We start from the raw sequence: 17,595 nt of genomic DNA on the forward strand, positions 1-17,595 counted from the left end.
AATTTTATGCCTCGTTATGCTATGAAGGCAAGCAATAGGAGATTGGTTATGCGGAAGCCTTTGCCTCCACTAGTTTAGTTTTTTGGTCCTGCGCTTTGCCCTCGAGGGCGGCAAAGGCCTGTTCCATTTGCGCTGCGATTTCCTTTTCAGCAATAAAGCTAAAATCCAGCAGCGTCTTTTCACCATGAAGTTTATACGAACCGGGAGAGCCATATGTCGGCTTTTTCCCGTTGCGAATCCGACCTTCCTCAATTGAAATATTCAGACTATTGAACAATCTCCTGTTTCTCGACTGTAGCACTTCGAGAACCTGAATGGAGGCTTGGTAGTTTTTCCCGAGCGCTTCAACAAACCTTAAATAGGCCTTGTGTTTGCGGTCGAGCGGAAAGGCGGCAAACACGTCGCTCGATATGCTTTCCATGGCACCGTCCAACTCTTCACCCCTTTGCTGGCATCGAAGAATTGACTGAATTTCATCCGGCTCCATTCGGTGGCTGTAATTCGAAATCATGTTCGAATATTTTTCGGATTGAGCTGGAAGCATATTAAACTTGAAGTTGCTGGAGCTTCCTATCTCCTTCAGATGCTTATGCAAAATTTCGGATGAATAATTTGTGGCTTTATCTTCCAGTTCAACCACCGCGTCGCAGATGAACAGAACCAATGCAGCCTTGAACTTTCGCCTTTCCACAAAGTAGCCGTATCCGATTTCCCAGAATTTCACACCAAGAAACCCGACGGTAGCAATTACGGCAGGCCACCAAAGGTCGGCGCTATCTTGCTTTGGAATAGCAATCTTTTGGCTTAACAGTTTGAACAGGAAGTCAAACGCCTCAAGTAATGCCATAGACCAAGACCTCTGAAGCCAGCTCTAAATCTCAAAGTACATAACATCTTATTGATGCAACCTCAATACGCAACGCCGGATAAGCGCACCCTATCCCAGCACCGCATCGAGCAAGCCGGGGAAGCGGGCATCGAGATCGTCGCGGCGCAGCGTGAGCAGGCGTCCGCGCGCCAGGGCTTCGTTGCGGATGACGCCCGCCTCACGCAGCACCTTCATCAGATGCGATTTCGTTGATTTGGCGATACTCGGATCGAACGGATTGCAGCGCGCCGCCTCGATCGGCCCGCCGGCAAGCTGGCGCACGATTTCGAGCCGCGCCGGATCGCTGAGCGCAAACAGCACCTCCGTCAGCACGATCTCATCGCGCGCCGGATGCGGCAGGTCGGCGGTTGGCTGGGTCTTTTCCTCCATCATGGTTCGAATATAGTTGAACCATTCGGGAAAAGGTAGTAGCAAATGGTTCGAATTTATTCGAACAAATTTTCCGGGATATCATGGCCTCCATCGTCACTCAGGATGCGCAGCCCTTGCGCGCCCGCACCGGCTTTTTCATCACGCTCGCCGGCGTCACCATCATGATGGCAGGCGCAAGTGCGCCGTCGCCCTTCTATCCGGTCCTGCGCGAACAGATGGGCTTTTCGCCCGCCATGATGACGGCCATTTTCGCGGTCTATACCGTGGCCCTGCTCCTGTCTCTGCTCGTGGCCGGTTCGATCTCGGATCACGTCGGACGCCGTCCCGCCCTTTCTGCAGCTTTCGCCCTGCTTGCCCTCTCTGTCTATCTGTTCTGGCAAGCCAAGGGTGTTGACGGATTGCTGATTGCCCGCGGCGTCCAGGGCCTTGCCTGCGGCGTGCTGCTTTCGACGCTATCAGCCGCAGCCGTCGATCTCGAACCGGTTGAACGACCGGGTTCGGCCTCGGTCTGGAACGCCGTTCTGCCCCTGATCGGCCTCGGCGTCGGCTCGCTCTTTGCCGGCGCGGTGATGGACTATGGTTCGGCGCCAATGGACGAGGTGTTCGGCACCTTCCTGATCCTCTATATCGCGCTCACAGGTCTGGTCTGGATTGCCCCGGAAACCGCCCCTCGCCATGAGGGCCTTCTGCAGGCGCTCGTTCCCCGCGTCGGCGTTCCATCCGCCGCCCGCCGCGCCTTCTGGCGCGGTACACCTGCCGTGATGGCAGGCTGGGCTACCGGTGGCCTCTATCTGTCGCTCGGCGCTCCGATCATGGCCTATCTCGGCGTGACGGACTTTCTCCTGCAGGCGTTGGTCATCACGCTTCTTGCCGTCACCGGAGCGCTTGCCTCCTTCATCGCCCGCAAGGCCCCGGCACGAAAGATCACCCTGTTCGGCACCAGTGCGCTCGCCATCGGCACCAGCATCGCCATTGCAGCACTCCTCCTTCAGTCCCTGCCGGCCTATCTGGTGGCGGTGATCGTTGTCGGCATGGGGTTCGGCACCTGCTTTCTCGGCATCCTGCGCTCCGTCGTGCCGATCACGCCGGCGGATGAACGTAGCGAACTCTTCGCCTCGCTTTTCACCATCAGCTATATCGCCTTCGGCCTGCCCACTCTCATTGCCGGCTCCCTTCTGCCAATTCTCGGCTTCAGCGCCACGATTACGGGCTATGGAACGCTGATTGTCCTCATGTCGACGGTCGCCGGTTTGATGCGGAAATTCGGCGATCAGATTTAGAAACCCAAAACTCAACTCACAATTGACGTTACGTGAGGCAGCTTCGGCCCAACACCAAAGTTTACATTTGCTAACATGGCGCATTTCTGAGGCACTACACGCCCTGACCGACAAGGCTTCCCGCTTGAAATTCACGATCCCTTAATCATTCGGGAAGACAATCAAGCGTGGAAAAGACGTGATCTGGTGAGGGACAATGACCATTCCGGCGACAGCCATGGCTTATGATGAAACGCTGAATGCGGATCGTCCGGATGTGGCCGATGCCGCGCGGCTGCAGGGCATCATTCGCAGCCTGTCACGGGAAGCCTCCTCGCTCGGCATCGACCTTGTCGATATTGCCGGTGCCATTCAGGATGTTGCCTCGGTATCAGGCCGTCACCAATCGCTTTTCGGCGATGTCTTGCGGTCAGCCCAGGCCATTGCCGCCGGCAACCGCGATATAGCGGCAACACTTGCGCGCACCGACGAAACCGCGAGCCGCGCCCGCACCGTGCTCGGCCAGTCGTCCAGCGAACTGAGCCGATCGATCAGCGAAATCGGCGCCCTCGCCTCGACATCCGGCATGATGTCGAACGAGATCGCAAGCTTTTCGAGCGCTTTGACCGATGTCGACAAGTTCGCATCCGAAATCGCCCAAATCGCGCGCCAGACCAATCTTCTGGCGCTGAACGCGGCAATCGAGGCAGCACGCGCCGGTGAGGCCGGCAAGGGGTTTGCTGTTGTCGCCGCCGAAATCCGGGCCCTCTCGCTCCAGACATCGCAGACGACCAGTTCCATCCAGGAAACCTTGAACGGTCTCAAGGCCAAGATCCATTCGCTGGCGGAGGCCGGTGGCGCTGCCATGCGCAATGCCGAAAATGTCAGCGCCAATTCGGGTGCGGTGAAATCGAGCTTCGACGAGTTGCAGGGCGTGATGCTCGACATTCTCGATTCCTCGGCCTCGGTCGCCAACATCAGCCGCGATATCGATGCCCGCAGCACCAGTTTCGTCAATACGCTTGGCGATGTGTCGCATGACATCGTCCAGTCCGGCGCTACCCTGCAGAAGGCAGCCGCCAGGACAGGCGATGTGGTTTCGCTGTCCGAGCGCCTCATCCAGCTCACAGCGAGCGCCGGTGTAGAAACGCCGGATACGCCGTGGATCAATCGCGCCGTAGATACGGCGGACGCCATCTCGCATTTGTTCGACCGGGCAATCGATGCAGGACAGATCCGTATGGATGATCTTTTCGATCGCAACTACCGGCCGGTTCCCGGGTCCGATCCGCTGCAATACATGACCCGCTACACGGAATTTACCGATCGGGTGCTGCCGGAACTGCAGGAACCGGCGCTCGCCCTGTCGGATCGCGTCGCCCTGTGCTGCGCTGTCGATGAAAACGGCTATCTGCCGACCCACAACCGCATCTATTCGCAGCCGCAACGACCGGGCGATGCGGTATGGAACACCGCCAACTGCCGCAACCGGCGCATTTTCAACGATCGCGTCGGGCTTGCGGCCGGAAGAAGCCTGGAACCTTTCCTGGTCCAGACCTATCGCCGCGATATGGGCGGCGGCCAATTCGTGCTGATGAAGGATATTTCGGCGCCCATCTTTGTCAAAGGCCGCCACTGGGGCGGCCTGAGACTGGCGATCAAGCTCTGAGAAACAGGTATCAGTCGAACTTCACTTCCTTGAGCTTGTCGATGCCGAGCACCTGCAGTGCCAGCTTTTCATAGAAGGGCTCGGACTTGCCGACCCTGATCTTGCGCAGGAAGTATTTCTCGAAACCGATTTTTGCCAGGTGAACCCACTTGCCGGACGACGCCCAGTTGACGTTGCGCGGTGGAATTTGCGGCTGGGCAACGAAGGCCACACCGGAATCGCCGAAATCGGCAAGGCAGACAGCATTCCAGCTCCCTTGCGCATTCGGCTCCTTGTTATTGGCCAAGGCCGCAATATTGTGGGCGGTGGCCGTCACCATGCTCTCGATCATGAAGCCGGTCTTCGGCACGCCGACCGGAACCGGCGTCGGCCCCATCGGCGGAATGGCGACGCAGACACCGATGCCGAACACATTCGGGAAGGTCGGATTGCGCTGATGCTTGTCGACGATGATGAAGCCGCGCGGATTGGTCAGCCCTTCGATGCCGCGAACCGCTGCAACGCCGCGGAAAGCCGGCAGCATCATCGAAAAGGCAACAGGCAATTCATGGGTCTTGGCAACGCTGCCATCGTCCTTGATCTCGTCGGCAATGATCTTGCCCGGCTCGACCTTCTGAACCTTGGCATTGGTAACCCACTTGATGTGATGCTGGCGCAACTCGCTTTCGAGCAGGCCCTTGGTGTCGCCGACCCCATCGAGTCCGAGATGGCCGATATAGGGCTCGGAGGTCACGAAGGTCATCGGAACCCGATCGCGCACCTTGGCATCGCGCAGCGCCTTGTCGAGAATGAAGGCGAACTCATAGGCAGGGCCGAAGCAGGAAGCACCCTGGACGGCGCCGATAACCACCGGACCCGGATTAGCCACCAGCCTGTCGAAGGCCGACTTGGCCGCAAGCGCATGATCAATATGGCAGACCGACTGCGTGTTGGCCTCGGGGCCGAACCCTTCGATTTCATCGAAAGCCAGCTCGGGACCGGTGGCAATCACGAGATAATCGTAGGAAACGCTCTCTCCCGTCGTCAGTTCGACGCGGTTCTCCGACGGATGGACCCGGGCCGCACCTTCCGGCCGCAAGGTGATCGAACGCTTTTCGAACACAGGCTTGAGATCAACCTCAATCGTCTCGCGATCGCGCCAACCGACAGCCACCCACGGATTGGACGGCACGAAAGAATATCTGTCACCCTTGTTGATCACGGTAATCTTGTCATCGCGCCCCAACTGGTCGCGCAACTCGTAAGCCATGATCGTGCCGCCCAGGCCGGCACCCAATACCACCACATGCGTCATGTAAGATTTCCTCCCCGGAACTGAGCATCCATTCAGGATTGCTCTCCAGACTCATATAATAAACAATATATATTATTCAAGCTATGTTTTCCATCCCTAGACTAAGGATGGAGGGCGCGATGGTCTGGGATCACCCTCAGTTCACGTGGCCCGCAACCGAAAACCGGTCGAGTTTGAGGAAGACGACCCCTCTGGCTTTCAGGGCCAGCAGCGCCTTGGCCACCCCTTCCCCTGAGGAACGATCGGGCTGGTTGACATGGGCGATGATAACGTCCCCGTCCTTTGCGGCGCTGATGCGACGTTCGACCGTGCTCGCCTTGAGCGTTGCGCCCATATCGCCGTTCAGGGAGAAGCCGGCGATCTGGTATCCCATGGCCTTGATTTCAGCCATCGATGAGGCCGTGTATTCGGCCGTGGCTCCCCGGAACCAGCGCGGCCGCTGAAAGCCCGCCGCAAGAATTGCCTGTTCGCCGCCCGACACTTCCAATTCTACGGAAGCGGGCGAACCGGCAGCCGCGATGCCAAAGATGCTGCCGGGCCGGTCGACCGCCGGAATATGGTTAGCGCCGTGATTCTCGATCTCGAACAGATCGGGATGCGCCTTGAGCCTGGCCAGCGCCACCGGGTTCTTGTTGATCCAGCGAGCGGTGACGAAAAAGGTTGCGGCGATGCGGTTGTTAATCAGCGTATCGACGATCCGGTCGTCGGTCTTGCCCATGCAGGCATCGAAGGTGAGGAAAACGGACGGAGCGCTGCCGGACAGGCTTTTCTGCGCCGTCATATGCAGTTCGATCAGATCCTTTTCCGCCAATGCCGGAGTGGCCGTACCCAGCACCAGTGCGAGGAGCGCCGGAATGGCCCGCGGCCTAGGCTTCACTGAAAGGATCATCATCTGTCTCTGTCGTGGCGGCAGTCGTCGCAAGCCGCCGCTCCGCAATAGGGAAACTGTGGTTCTTGAACTGCATCGTTCCTATCTTTATGTCTGGTCGATATGCCGATCCTGGCAAAAGTTCAACCTGTCGAAAGAATGTGTCTTGCCAAGCTTCAAGAATTTGCCTGCCGCGCCGAAAGCCAAGAAGAAGCCTGTGACGACAACCCATCACGGCGTGGCGCTGACCGATGATTATGGCTGGCTGCGCGCTGACAACTGGCAGGCCATGTTCCGCGACACATCGATTCTCGATCCGGAAATCCGCGCCCATCTCGAGGCAGAAAACGCCTATCAGGACCAGATCATGTCCGAGACTGCGGCGCTGCAGAAAACCTTGTTCGCCGAGATGAAGGGGCGCATCAAGGAGGATGATTCCTCCGTGCCGATGAAGGATGGCGCCTATGCCTATGGAACGCTCTTTGTGAAGGGCGGCGAACAGGCGCATTATTTCCGCACACCGCGGGCCGGCGGCGCGATCAAGGAGATCCTTCTCAATGGCGACAAGGAGGCGAAGGGCAAGGACTATTGCCGCATCGCCGGGCTTGCCCATGCGCCGGGCCATGACAAGGGCCTGTGGGGTTATGACGACAAGGGCTCGGAATATTTCACCCTGCGCATCCGCGACTTCAAATCCGGCAAGGATCTCGATGACGTGATCGAGAATACCGGCGGCGGCGGCGTCTGGGCACCCGATGGCAAGAGCTTCTTCTATACGATGCTCGACGAGAACCACCGTCCGTCGCGCATCTATCACCACATTCTCGGCCAACCGCAATCCAAGGATCGTCTGGTTTACGAGGAGGACGATGCCGGCTTCTTCATGGGCGTCGGCGGCTCCCTGCTCGACGATTATATTTTCATCGACATCCACGACCATGAAACATCGGAATACCGCATCCTCTCGACCAAGGATCTTTCCGCCGAGCCGAAGCTGGTCGCCGAACGCCTGACCGGCATCGAATATGAGATGTGCGAAGGCGGCGATGTCTTCTTCATTCTCACCAATGATGGCGATGCCAAGGACTTCAAGATCATGCAGACGCCGGTCGACCAGCCCGGCAAGGCCAACTGGCGCGAGGTGGTTGCCCATCGTCCGGGCACACTCATCCTGTCGGTCAATGCCTACAAGGATCACCTGGTCTGGATGGAGCGCCACGAGGGCTTGCCGCGCATCGTGATCCGCGATCGCCGCACCGGTGAGGATCATGCCATTGCCTTCGAGGAGGAAGCCTATTCGCTCGGCTTCAGCGGCGCCCTCGAATATGACACCGACTGGGTGCGCTTCAGCTATTCGTCGATGACGACGCCGACGCAGCTCTATGACTACAACATGAAGACACGCGAACGCATTCTGCTGAAGACCCAGGTCGTTCCGTCGGGACACGACATCTCGAAATACGTCACCCGCCGCGTGTTCGCGACCGCGCCGGACGGCGAAAAGGTGCCCGTCTCGCTGCTCTACAAGAAGGATATCGCGCTCGATGGCAGTGCGCCCTGCCTTCTCTACGGTTACGGCGCCTATGGCATTTCCATCCCCGCCTCCTTTTCGACCAACTGCCTCTCTCTCGTCGATCGCGGCTTCGTCTATGCCATCGCCCATATTCGCGGCGGCAAGGACAAGGGGTTCGCCTGGTATGAGAACGGCAAGATGGACAAGAAGAAGAACACCTTCTCCGACTTCATCGCCGCCGCTGACTATTTGGTCGACCAGGATTTCACCTCGCACGACCGTATCGTTGCAGAAGGCGGCTCCGCCGGCGGCATGCTGATGGGCGCCATTGCCAACATGGCGCCGGAAAAGTTCGCCGGCATCATTGCCGCCGTCCCCTTCGTCGATGTGCTGAACACGATGCTCGACGACACCCTGCCACTGACGCCGCCGGAATGGCCCGAATGGGGCAACCCGATCGAGAGTGCACGCGACTTCGCCTATATTCGCTCCTATTCGCCCTACGATAATGTCGCGGCACTGGCCTATCCGCCGATCCTCGTCCTGTCCGGCTTGACGGATCCCCGCGTCACTTATTGGGAGCCGACGAAATGGGTGGCAAAATTGCGGGAACTGACGACCAGCAGCAACCCGATCATGCTCAAGACCAACATGGGCGCGGGCCATGGCGGCAAATCCGGCCGTTTCCAGAGGCTCGAGGAGATCGCCTTCGAATATGCATTCGCGCTGAAAACAGCGGGCAAATAGCCTCGGAACCACCCAGCCGGAACAACACAGCTTCCACAAGGCCCGGGCAACTGTCCGGGCTTTTTCTTCCACGATAAATTGTACCCCAACGAAGACGGAGCAATAATTGGTTGCGCTCATGCAGGCATCTCCACGGGCTGTTGGGTCCCGCAAAAAGGGAAACTCTTAGAGGCCCTCTGTATTCAAAAATATTTTCTATTTAAACGCGATCTTTCAAATCGTTTCCTAAATACAAAATTCGAATGAAACTCATGTTTTTCAATAATCTTGTCGCCTTATTAAGCACGCAATGGTTGCCTTGTTCACCAAACATTAGGATCTACTCGACATGCTTTCCGTCACATTGATGATGGAGCGTGATGTAAGAGCATGTTTTCGAATTTTTCAGCGAAGGGCGCAGCATTGTTCTGTGACATGAAGCGAAACCTCCGGGCATTGGTCGAGCAGCGTTCCGGCAACTTTGCCTTAGCTTTTGCACTAACAGCTTTACCCTTGATTGTCGGCATCGGTGCCAGCTTCGACTATGCTATGGCCTACAATGCGAAGCGGCGGATGGAGGCTGATCTTGATGCTGCCCTGCTCGCAACAGTCAAGAGCGTTGGCACCGACGATGAGGATGAGATCAAGGAAAGTATCGCGAACTGGTATGCGGCTCAAAGCAGCGTCAGCGCGATTGACGATGCGGGAGGCGATACCGACATGACGTCGACTTCCGGCTACACCCTGGATCCCGACGATATCATCCTTGACACGTCGGGGCACAATGTCACCGCAACAATTTCGGCGCGAGTTCCAACGACGCTACTGCGCATTTTCGGCAAGAACTATGTAAAGGTGCGGGTTTCCAGCACTGCCATGGGCACTTCGACCGATTATATCAACGTCTATCTGGCTCTCGACAAGTCCGCGTCCATGCTGCTTGCGGCGACTACAGCTGGTCAGGCTGCCCTCATCAGTAAGACATCCTTCTACACATCGAGCAAAAGCAACAGCGACGGCTGTGTCTTTGCATGTCATACATCGCAATATTCCGGCCGTTCTTCGAACTATGCGATCGCTGTGGCTAACGGCATCACGCTGCGAACCGATGTTCAGCTGACCGCAGTGAAGAACGTTCTGACCCTGGTCAATACCGCCAACTCTGAGAAGCAGCATGTCAAGGTTGGGCTATACACGCTCGGAACGTCTACCACCGGGACAAGCCTTCTAGCCTCGAGTTACAAGACCAAGAATGGCATCCACACCGTACAGGATCCAATCTACAGCTATTCGACCCTCACCAGTCTACTCTCGACCAGCAGCGAATTATCCTCGGCCAGCGCATACAATTCTACCGATTTTCGCGCTCTTGAGGACCTTGCCGATATTGTTGGCGAACAGGGCGACGGGGCCAGCGAAAGTTCTCCGCTCAAGATCGTCATGTTGATTACCGACGGTGTTCAGTCTTCCATGAGCTTCGTCGGAACCAGCAGCAATGCAAAATATATCGTGCCGATGAACCCATCTTGGTGTTCTGACATCAAGACGAATGGCGCGACTATGGCCGTTCTCTATACGGAATATCTGGCTGTGACTGCCGGCGACGACGTCGATAACTACAAGGCATCCCTGGGAGCAACCATGGCCTCGAGCTACTGGACAAGCAAATGGTCTGGCGCATCCTCAGCGCTCACCAGCACCACACGCCACGATTATATCGAAACGGCTCTGACCGGCTGTGCCAGCAGCAACGACTATTTCATTTCGGCTGCATCGCAGAGCGCAATCGAAGCCGGCTTCAGTGAGCTATTGACGACCTATCTGTCCGCGATTCGATTGACACAGTAGGTCTTCAAACGGGATTTCGTTTCACTTCGGAACATTCAAATCGCCTGAAACGTTACAGTTTATGAGGATTATTCACTAATTCATAAGCATAAAACAATTTATGCTTACATCCACGACCATAAGAATGAAAACGATATGACCAAAGGCGTATCGTTTACCTCGGCTTATACATTCGACGCTCAGATAAAGGCTGCAGGGCTGTAACCTGTCTGTTGAGGGATGATGTCGATGTCCGTGTTTTCGAAAATGCAATCTTTGCTTGGAAACGTCTCCGCGCTCTTGCGCGATCGTTCCGGGAATTTTGCCTTGTCCTTCGCACTTATTGCCGTTCCGATGCTGGTTGGCATTGGAGCGGGGATCGATTACGCAACAGCCTACAATACCAAACGGCGTATGGAATCCGATCTCGATGCGGCGCTGCTCGCGACCGTCAAGAGCATAGGCGTCAAGAATGAGCAGGCGATCAAAGAAAGTATCGCGAAATGGTATGCCGCGCAAACCACGATCAGCTCGATTGACAATGCAGGCGACGATGACGAAGTCTCGTTGACATCAGGCTACACACTCGACCCAGACGACATCATTCTCGACACAACAGGTCGGAACATCACCGCCACCATCAAGGCGAGAGTGCCGACGACACTGATGCGTATTGTCGGCAAAAACTACATCAAGGTCGCCGTGTCCAGTTCGGCGATGGGATCAACAAACAACTACATCAACGTTTATCTGGTCCTGGATAAATCAGCTTCCATGCTGCTCGCAGCGACCACCGCAGGTCAAACCGCGCTCATCAGCAAGACCGCATTCTACTCATCGAGCAGGAACTATAGTGACGGCTGCGTGTTTGCTTGCCACACTTCGCTCTATTCGGGAAGGCAGTCGAACTACGATATTGCAGTGGCCAACGGGATCACATTGCGCACCGATGTGCAGTTGAACGCTGTCAGAAACGTCCTGAACATGGTCAAGACGGCGAACTCCGAGAAACAGCATGTGAAGGTCGGCCTTTACACGCTCGGCACATCCACGACCGGAACAAGTCTTCTGTCCTCCGGCTACAAAACCAAGAACGGCATCCATACCGTTCAGGAACCGATCTACAGTTACTCGACACTCACCGGTCTCCTGACGAGCAGCACAGAACTCTCCTCGGCAAGTGTCTATAATTCGACCGATTTCCGGTCGCTTCAGGACCTGGCCACCATGATCGGCGATCAGGGGGATGGATCGAGCGAAAGCTCTCCCCTCAAGATCGTCATGCTGATCACCGATGGGGTACAGTCATCGATGGCCTTTGTTGGAACCGGCTCTAGTGCGAAATACATCGTTCCCATGAACCCTAGCTGGTGCTCCGACATCAAGACCAAGGGCGCCACAATGGCGGTGCTTTACACGGAATATCTGGCCGTGACGGCTGGCGACGATGTCGCCAACTACAAGGCATCTGTCGGAGCAACGATGTCATCGAGTTACTGGACAAGCAAATGGTCGGGTGCGTCCTCGGCTTTGACCAGCACCACTCGACACGACTATATCGAGACCGCTTTGTCCTCATGCGCAACCAACAAGGATTACTTCCTGTCCGCCGCATCGCAATCGGCGATCGAGGCCGGTTTCAGCGAACTCCTGACCACCTATCTTTCTGCCATTCGCCTGACCCAGTGATCACCGGGCAGGCAGCGCCTTGAGGTAGGCAGCGATCGCTTCGCGATCGTCCTTCGTCAGCTTGGCCATGTTCTTCTGCACCTCGACCATGCTGCCGCCGACGGAATCGAACTCCGGCGTGAAGCCGGTCTCGAGATAGTTGGCGATGTCGCCGGCGCTCCAGGATTTGATCGTTCCGCCGGGGGTGATGTTCGGGATCTTGCCTTCACCGTCCGGGTTGGCGGCACCGGCCAGCCACTGGTCGCTCAGGAAACCGCCGAGGCTGTTGCGCGGCGTGTGGCATTCGCCGCAATGGCCCGGCCCTTCCACCAGATACTGCCCGCGTTTGATCTGGTCATCTGCTTTGGCGAGCGTGACGCGCGGCTGGTCGCTGAAGAAAAGAAACTTCCAGCCACCCAGCGCCAGACGAATGTTGAAGGGAAAGCCGATCTCATGCGGTGGTGCAACCTTGTCGCTTTTCGGCAATGTCTTGAGATAGGCAAAGAGGTCTGCGACATCCTTGGCCGTCATGCGCGCATAAGACCCGTAGGGCAAGGAAGGGTAGAGATGGCTGCCATCGCGGCCAACGCCGCGCGTGAGCGCATCGCCAAACTCTGCCAAGGTCCAGCTGCCGATGCCGGCCTTTTCATCCGGCGAAATGTTCGGCACATGAAATGTTCCGAAATCGCTCTTTATTGCCAGGCCACCCGAAAGCACGAGTTCCGCCTCGCCGCTGGCACCCGGAGCCTTGTGGCAGGAAACGCAGCCTCCCATTGAGAAGACCTTTTCGCCATTGGCGAGATCGGGGCTGCCAAGCCCTTCCCAGAAGGTCGGAGGATGCGGTTGCGGTCGGGTGATCACCACAAAGGCCGCCACGCCGGCAACGCCAAGAACGGCCAGCGCACCAATGGATTTCATCAACCTGCCGGCCATCTCAAACTCTCCCGAAAATCAAGTCCCATCCCCAAATTGCACCGGGCCCGTGGAGGTACGGGCCCGGCAAGTCCGCTGCCGAATGGGGGGATAAGGCAGCGGCAGAAATCACTTCTTGATGCGGAAGGATTCGTGGCAGCTCTGGCAGTCACCGCCGAGCTTGCCCATGGCTGCACCAACGGCAGCCTGATCGGCCGGCAAAGCGGCAAGAAGCTCATCGGCATCACCGCCGAGCTTCGCGGCCTTGGCCTTGAAATCGTCCATGGCTTCCCAGATCTTCGGGCTGGCTTCTTCGGAATCCTTTTCCGAACCGACCGGGAAGAGGTCAGGGAAGGTCTTGATCTCGGTGGAAATCGTGGTCAGCGCACCTTTGACGGTTTCGGCATCATAGGGCTTTTCGCCCTTGGCAATGGCACCGAGCGCGCCCATGGCGCCGCCGATCTTCTTCATGGTGGCTTCACGGCTTTCGCCCATGCCGGCCGCCGTTGCGACAGCCGTGGCGCTCAGGAGACAGAGGGCGGCAATTGCCAGGGTCTTCATTTTCATCGCAGATCTCTCCGGTTCGACGCCGCTCGGTTTCTCCCGGCGTCATTGATTTGGCCCCATCATAAAGAGCTCAAATACGGTCGGATTGGAAAATAACATTTTCTTGATCCGTCGTGATGAGAGATCGAAACCGGCACCTGTTCCTCAGATAAGCCGCAGCCGCCGCATTGTTCACCAAATGAAAACGGATCGTCAAAGAATTTGCCGCAAGATCGCCGAAAAGACAATCCGGCGGATGACATGAACGCAAAGCCCAGCCTGACATTTCCATTGCCTGCTCGGCTGGCGATCATGTTCCTTCCCGTAACTGTCGGTCTGGGCTTGGCTGCGGCCATCCTTTCACCGGCGGAAGCGCTTCTGCCTTATGCGGTGAAGAACCGGGATTTTGCCAATTACTGGTTTTCCGGCCTCGCCACCGTAACCCACCGGACCAGCCTGCTGTTCGGAGATCCGGCTGCCTACCATGCGGCATTGAAGGCGATCTTCGGCGCGGACTATCCCTGGCATAACTGGAGCTATCCGCCGCATCTGCTTTTCCTTACTGCACCACTTGGCATGATGGGTTACCTGCCGGCCATGGTGATGTCTCTGGGCATAACGCTGGCTTTCTATCTTTTTGCCATCGGCCTGCTTCCACGCCGCACCGACTGGCTGGCTCGGTTCCTGCTGCTGCCATTCCTGTTCACCAACATAGCGATCGCGCAGAATGGCTTCCTCACGGCCGCCCTTGCCATCACCGGTCTTGCCTTGCGACAGGAGCGCCCTCTTCTTGCCGGGCTCGCATTCGGCCTTCTGACGATCAAGCCGCAACTCGGCATCCTCATTCCATTTCTTCTGATTTACGAGCGGAACTGGAAGGCAATCGCTTCAGCAGCGCTTACAACCCTCATCCTGATCGGCGCCTCAATGCTGGTCTTCGGGTTTGACAGCTGGCGTGGTTATGTCGAAATCATCCTGCCCTACCAGACCTTCGTCATGAACGAACTGGGCGGCGATTTCGTCCATATGCTGACCTCTCCGTTCGGCGCGCTCCGTTCGCTCGGCGTCAGCGCCGGGCCAGCGATGCAACTCCACATCCCGATCGCGCTGTTGAGCCTGCTGCTCTTCGGATGGAGCCTGCGCCGTTCTGCTGATGCTGGAAACCGTGCTTTCGCAACCATTCTCGCGACCTTTCTCGTCTCGCCCTATGTGACGGCTTACGATCTCGGAGCGCTTGTCGCCTTTGCCATCTTTGGTGGTTTTTCCGACCGACAGAATGACGTCGGAACGGGTCGCCGGATGCTGGTGACCGCACTGGCTATCCTGCCCGTGCTCATGGTGCCGCTCGGACAGGCAGGCCTGCCGCTGGCGCCGATCCTTCTTCTGGCTGCTCAGCTGACGCTCGTCTTTTCCGCTGCGGACCAGCCAAAGAAAAACCCCACCCGGCAGGACCGGATGGGGTGAATTTCATAGAGTGACGCGAAATTACTTGGTCGCGGCTTCGTACATTTCCAGCACGTAATCCCAGTTGATCAGGCTGTCGACGAAGGCTTCGAGATATTTCGGACGCGCATTGCGGTAATCGATGTAATAGGAATGTTCCCACACATCGACGCCGAGGATCGGCGATGCGCCATGAACGAGCGGGTTTTCGCCGTTCGGGGTCTTGGAGATTTCGAGCTTGCCGTTCTTGACAGAAAGCCAGGCCCAGCCGGAGCCGAACTGCGTGGTGCCAGCTGCAACGAAATCGGCCTTGAACTTGTCATAGCCGCCGAGATCGGAAGCGATTGCAGCTTCGAGCTTGCCCGGAAGCTTGGTGCCGCCGCCATCTTTCTTCATCCACTTCCAGAAATGAATGTGGTTGTAATGCTGGCCGGCATTGTTGAAGAGACCGGCATTCTTGCCGTAAGACTGCTTGACGATTTCCTCAAGCGACAGACCATCCATGCCGGCTTCAGCGGCAAGCTTATTGCCGTTGTCGACATAGGCCTTGTGGTGCTTATCGTGGTGGTATTCGAGCGTTTCGCGCGACATGAACGGGGCGAGCGCATCGTAATCATAAGGAAGGGGCGGAAGTTCAAAAGCCATTTTAGTCTCTCCTTTGTAAGGCCTTGCGACCAATCTTGAAACCGGACTGGAACATAGGTTTGCCGAAGGCGTATGGCAACCGCTGCCACAATAAAAACCACTATTCGCTTGATCCTCCGGATATGACGATTTGCACAAGTAAAAAAGTTCGTGCAGATTTCCCCAGAACACGGAGGACTGCCCATGAAGACCACGACAAGACTGACCCTCGCCGCCAGCCTGCTCATCGGCCTGACGGGCGTCAATGCCCACGCCTCGTCACCCGAAGCCTGGAGTGAATTTGCCAAGACGGTCGAGACCAAATGCCTCGAAGCCGCCGAAGGTCTGTTCCGCAAGCCCCGCATTGTCGTCGATCCGATCGGCTCGGAAAAATACGGTATCGCCGTGCTTTTCGGCCGTAGCAAGGGCGCGAAAACGCGCGCCAGCATCATCTGCATCGTCGACAAGCAGACACAGGCCGTCGAACTCGGCAGCGAACTCGGCGAAGACAAGCTGCGCATGAGAATGCCGCGGCCGCTCGGCCCGGATGGAAAGCCGCTGCCGCCCAAGAACCAGCAGCAGGATGCGCAGAGTCAGTCGGGGGCCTCCCAGCCCGAGACAACCGACGAAGACGAGGATGAAAACACCGACGCGCAATAAGTTGCGCATGGAATTTTATCAACTTTAGATATTGTCATTTCAGCATTTCGGCATATCCTCCCCTTGAATGGGGAGGATGGGACATGGCGCATTTCATACTGACAATCGATGGTGGTGGTATCCGGGGCATTGTTCCAGCAATGATTCTGGCAGCGCTGGAAAAGACACTCAAGGCAATCGGCAAGAATGATGCTCTGCATCAGTGTTTTGACCTGATTGCCGGCACATCAACGGGCGCAATCATTGCGGCAGGGCTGACCTGCCCCAATCCGCATAATGCGAAAAAACCGGCGGCGTCGCCGGAAGCGCTTGTAAAGCTCTACCTTGAAGATGGGCCGAAAATCTTCGAGGAAACGATCATCGACAAACTGAGATCAGGCTTCGGATTGGGCGAAGAGCGATACAGCGCGGATTTCCTTGAAACGCGCCTGAAAGATATGCTCGGGACAAAATACCGGATCAGCGATGCCCTGACAAAAGTGCTGATCACCGCCTATGACATCAAGAACAGGGCGGCTGTGTTTATAACCAATGCAGATAACGAAAATGCGAATTTTCTATTCTGGCAGGCGGTCAGGGGATCATCGGCTGCACCGACATATTTCGAGCCCGCGCTTGTTGAAGATCTGTCTTCACTGAAGGATGGAACCACGACATCTCTGCCACTCATTGACGGTGGGACATTTGCCAATGACCCGACCATGGCAGCCTATATTGAAGCGCGCAAAAAGTCCTGGCCTGACGAGGATCTGACAATCCTCTCCATCGGAACCGGTCATCAGAACAGGGAGATCCCCTATCAGCAGGCAAAAAAATGGGGCGCCTGGGGATGGATTGATCCGTCCAACGACACCCCGATAATTTCAATACTGATGCAGGGCCAAGCCTCCACAACCTCCTACCAGATGAACAAGTTGCTCAATCCCAAAGGCACCCGATTTATGAATGGGGCAACAGAGGTGACGTCCGCGAACGCTTCGACGCTGAGATATTTCCGCATCAACGGACCGTTGGCCAAAGCATCCGACTCCCTTGACGATACCAGCCCGGGCAACCTGAGAGAACTTTCATTGTTCGCTGAAAAACTCATCAGGGACTTTCAGCCGACCCTGGATGAGATTGCGAAGAGACTTGCAAACTGACGTCGTGGGCACTGCAGACGAGGGATTTCGTACATCTGTACTAGGGTGAGGATCGCGAGAAAATCCTCGAAGAATTGACCAATTGGCCAACCTACTATCCTGCTTCATACGATCGGAAGCAGATCGTCGACGAAATGCTGGCGCATTAAATCGAAGATGGGGCCGATCGGCCCCATCCTCAGG

The 17,595-nt window shown here is 56.7% G+C and carries 15 protein-coding genes and 1 pseudogene; 9 read left to right on the top strand and 7 right to left on the bottom strand.

What is annotated here, in order from left to right; genetic code table 11:
* Window positions 1-46: 46 nt before the first annotated feature.
* Together Q4481_RS05765 and Q4481_RS05770 are read right to left on the bottom strand one after the other, a co-directional pair.
* Entirely contained in the window at window positions 47-847 is an 801-nt protein-coding gene (locus Q4481_RS05765) for a hypothetical protein (RefSeq protein WP_304375363.1), read from the bottom strand.
* A 90-nt stretch (window positions 848-937) separates the two neighbouring features.
* Window positions 938-1,258, bottom strand: a complete 321-nt coding sequence (locus Q4481_RS05770) for an ArsR/SmtB family transcription factor (protein ID WP_304375364.1) — start codon at window positions 1,256-1,258, stop codon at window positions 938-940.
* An 83-nt stretch (window positions 1,259-1,341) separates the two neighbouring features.
* On the opposite strand from Q4481_RS05770, the gene Q4481_RS05775 reads away from it, so the two are divergent.
* Both Q4481_RS05775 and Q4481_RS05780 read left to right on the top strand, forming a co-directional pair.
* Window positions 1,342-2,541, top strand: coding sequence for an MFS transporter (locus Q4481_RS05775; RefSeq protein ID WP_304375365.1), 1,200 nt, complete (start codon window positions 1,342-1,344; stop codon window positions 2,539-2,541).
* A 217-nt stretch (window positions 2,542-2,758) separates the two neighbouring features.
* Window positions 2,759-4,189: a methyl-accepting chemotaxis protein gene (locus Q4481_RS05780; RefSeq protein ID WP_304375366.1), complete on the top strand. Its 1,431-nt coding sequence runs from the start codon at window positions 2,759-2,761 to the stop codon at window positions 4,187-4,189.
* A gap of 10 nt (window positions 4,190-4,199) precedes the next feature.
* Here the strand turns inward: Q4481_RS05780 and Q4481_RS05785 are convergent, their stop codons facing one another.
* Window positions 4,200-5,483, bottom strand: a complete 1,284-nt coding sequence (locus tag Q4481_RS05785; protein ID WP_304375367.1) for an NAD(P)/FAD-dependent oxidoreductase — start codon at window positions 5,481-5,483, stop codon at window positions 4,200-4,202.
* A gap of 136 nt (window positions 5,484-5,619) precedes the next feature.
* Window positions 5,620-6,375, bottom strand: a complete 756-nt coding sequence (locus Q4481_RS05790; protein ID WP_304375368.1) for a polysaccharide deacetylase family protein — start codon at window positions 6,373-6,375, stop codon at window positions 5,620-5,622.
* A gap of 142 nt (window positions 6,376-6,517) precedes the next feature.
* Between Q4481_RS05790 and Q4481_RS05795 the strand changes: the two genes are divergently transcribed.
* The 3 genes from Q4481_RS05795 to Q4481_RS05805 all read left to right on the top strand — a co-directional run bounded on the left by Q4481_RS05795 (window position 6,518) and on the right by Q4481_RS05805 (window position 12,106).
* The gene (locus Q4481_RS05795) at window positions 6,518-8,611 is read left to right on the top strand and encodes a S9 family peptidase (RefSeq protein ID WP_304375369.1); all 2,094 of its coding nucleotides are present in this window, start codon (window positions 6,518-6,520) and stop codon (window positions 8,609-8,611) included.
* A 369-nt stretch (window positions 8,612-8,980) separates the two neighbouring features.
* On the top strand, window positions 8,981-10,438 hold the full coding sequence (locus Q4481_RS05800) for a TadE/TadG family type IV pilus assembly protein (RefSeq protein WP_304375370.1): 1,458 nt from the start codon (window positions 8,981-8,983) through the stop codon (window positions 10,436-10,438).
* Window positions 10,439-10,744: 306 nt separating this feature from the next.
* Window positions 10,745-12,106: a TadE/TadG family type IV pilus assembly protein gene (locus Q4481_RS05805; RefSeq protein ID WP_304375371.1), complete on the top strand. Its 1,362-nt coding sequence runs from the start codon at window positions 10,745-10,747 to the stop codon at window positions 12,104-12,106.
* Here the strand turns inward: Q4481_RS05805 and Q4481_RS05810 are convergent, their stop codons facing one another.
* Complete coding sequence (locus Q4481_RS05810) at window positions 12,107-13,018, bottom strand: c-type cytochrome (RefSeq protein ID WP_304375372.1); 912 nt, start codon at window positions 13,016-13,018, stop codon at window positions 12,107-12,109.
* 108 nt (window positions 13,019-13,126) lie between these two features.
* Window positions 13,127-13,564, bottom strand: coding sequence for a c-type cytochrome (locus tag Q4481_RS05815; protein WP_304375373.1), 438 nt, complete (start codon window positions 13,562-13,564; stop codon window positions 13,127-13,129).
* A 240-nt stretch (window positions 13,565-13,804) separates the two neighbouring features.
* Here Q4481_RS05815 and Q4481_RS05820 point away from each other — a divergent pair, with 240 nt between their 5' ends.
* The gene (locus Q4481_RS05820) at window positions 13,805-15,007 is read left to right on the top strand and encodes a glycosyltransferase family 87 protein (protein ID WP_304375374.1); all 1,203 of its coding nucleotides are present in this window, start codon (window positions 13,805-13,807) and stop codon (window positions 15,005-15,007) included.
* Window positions 15,008-15,028: 21 nt separating this feature from the next.
* On the opposite strand, the gene Q4481_RS05825 is transcribed toward Q4481_RS05820, so the two are convergent.
* Window positions 15,029-15,631 carry a superoxide dismutase gene (locus tag Q4481_RS05825; RefSeq protein ID WP_304375375.1) on the bottom strand — a complete coding sequence of 201 codons (603 nt, stop codon included), beginning with the start codon at window positions 15,629-15,631 and terminating at the stop codon, window positions 15,029-15,031.
* Window positions 15,632-15,814: 183 nt separating this feature from the next.
* Between Q4481_RS05825 and Q4481_RS05830 the strand changes: the two genes are divergently transcribed.
* The 3 genes and pseudogenes from Q4481_RS05830 to Q4481_RS05840 all read left to right on the top strand — a co-directional run.
* On the top strand, window positions 15,815-16,270 hold the full coding sequence (locus tag Q4481_RS05830) for a hypothetical protein (protein ID WP_304375376.1): 456 nt from the start codon (window positions 15,815-15,817) through the stop codon (window positions 16,268-16,270).
* Window positions 16,271-16,353: 83 nt separating this feature from the next.
* A complete protein-coding gene (locus tag Q4481_RS05835; RefSeq protein WP_304375377.1) occupies window positions 16,354-17,412 on the top strand; it encodes a patatin-like phospholipase family protein in 1,059 nt (352 codons plus the stop codon).
* A gap of 59 nt (window positions 17,413-17,471) precedes the next feature.
* Window positions 17,472-17,561 (top strand): annotated as a pseudogene (locus tag Q4481_RS05840) (ZinT/AdcA family metal-binding protein); the annotation flags it as partial.
* Window positions 17,562-17,595 lie beyond the last annotated feature (34 nt).

It is taken from the genome of Fluviirhizobium alvei, assembly GCF_030551875.1.
GTDB lineage: Bacteria > Pseudomonadota > Alphaproteobacteria > Rhizobiales > Rhizobiaceae > Rhizobium_E > Rhizobium_E alvei.

Excerpts from the sequence above, each read along its gene's own strand:
- Q4481_RS05765 (WP_304375363.1), bottom strand. The coding sequence starts at position 847 with ATGGCATTACTTGAGGCGTTTGACTTCCTGTTCAAACTGTTAAGCCAA.
- Q4481_RS05770 (WP_304375364.1), bottom strand. The coding sequence starts at position 1,258 with ATGGAGGAAAAGACCCAGCCAACCGCCGACCTGCCGCATCCGGCGCGC.
- Q4481_RS05775 (WP_304375365.1), top strand. The coding sequence starts at position 1,342 with ATGGCCTCCATCGTCACTCAGGATGCGCAGCCCTTGCGCGCCCGCACC.
- Q4481_RS05780 (WP_304375366.1), top strand. The coding sequence starts at position 2,759 with ATGGCTTATGATGAAACGCTGAATGCGGATCGTCCGGATGTGGCCGAT.
- Q4481_RS05785 (WP_304375367.1), bottom strand. The coding sequence starts at position 5,483 with ATGACGCATGTGGTGGTATTGGGTGCCGGCCTGGGCGGCACGATCATG.
- Q4481_RS05790 (WP_304375368.1), bottom strand. The coding sequence starts at position 6,375 with ATGATGATCCTTTCAGTGAAGCCTAGGCCGCGGGCCATTCCGGCGCTC.
- Q4481_RS05800 (WP_304375370.1), top strand. The coding sequence starts at position 8,981 with ATGTTTTCGAATTTTTCAGCGAAGGGCGCAGCATTGTTCTGTGACATG.
- Q4481_RS05810 (WP_304375372.1), bottom strand. The coding sequence starts at position 13,018 with ATGGCCGGCAGGTTGATGAAATCCATTGGTGCGCTGGCCGTTCTTGGC.
- Q4481_RS05815 (WP_304375373.1), bottom strand. The coding sequence starts at position 13,564 with ATGAAAATGAAGACCCTGGCAATTGCCGCCCTCTGTCTCCTGAGCGCC.
- Q4481_RS05820 (WP_304375374.1), top strand. The coding sequence starts at position 13,805 with ATGAACGCAAAGCCCAGCCTGACATTTCCATTGCCTGCTCGGCTGGCG.
- Q4481_RS05825 (WP_304375375.1), bottom strand. The coding sequence starts at position 15,631 with ATGGCTTTTGAACTTCCGCCCCTTCCTTATGATTACGATGCGCTCGCC.
- Q4481_RS05830 (WP_304375376.1), top strand. The coding sequence starts at position 15,815 with ATGAAGACCACGACAAGACTGACCCTCGCCGCCAGCCTGCTCATCGGC.
- Q4481_RS05835 (WP_304375377.1), top strand. The coding sequence starts at position 16,354 with ATGGCGCATTTCATACTGACAATCGATGGTGGTGGTATCCGGGGCATT.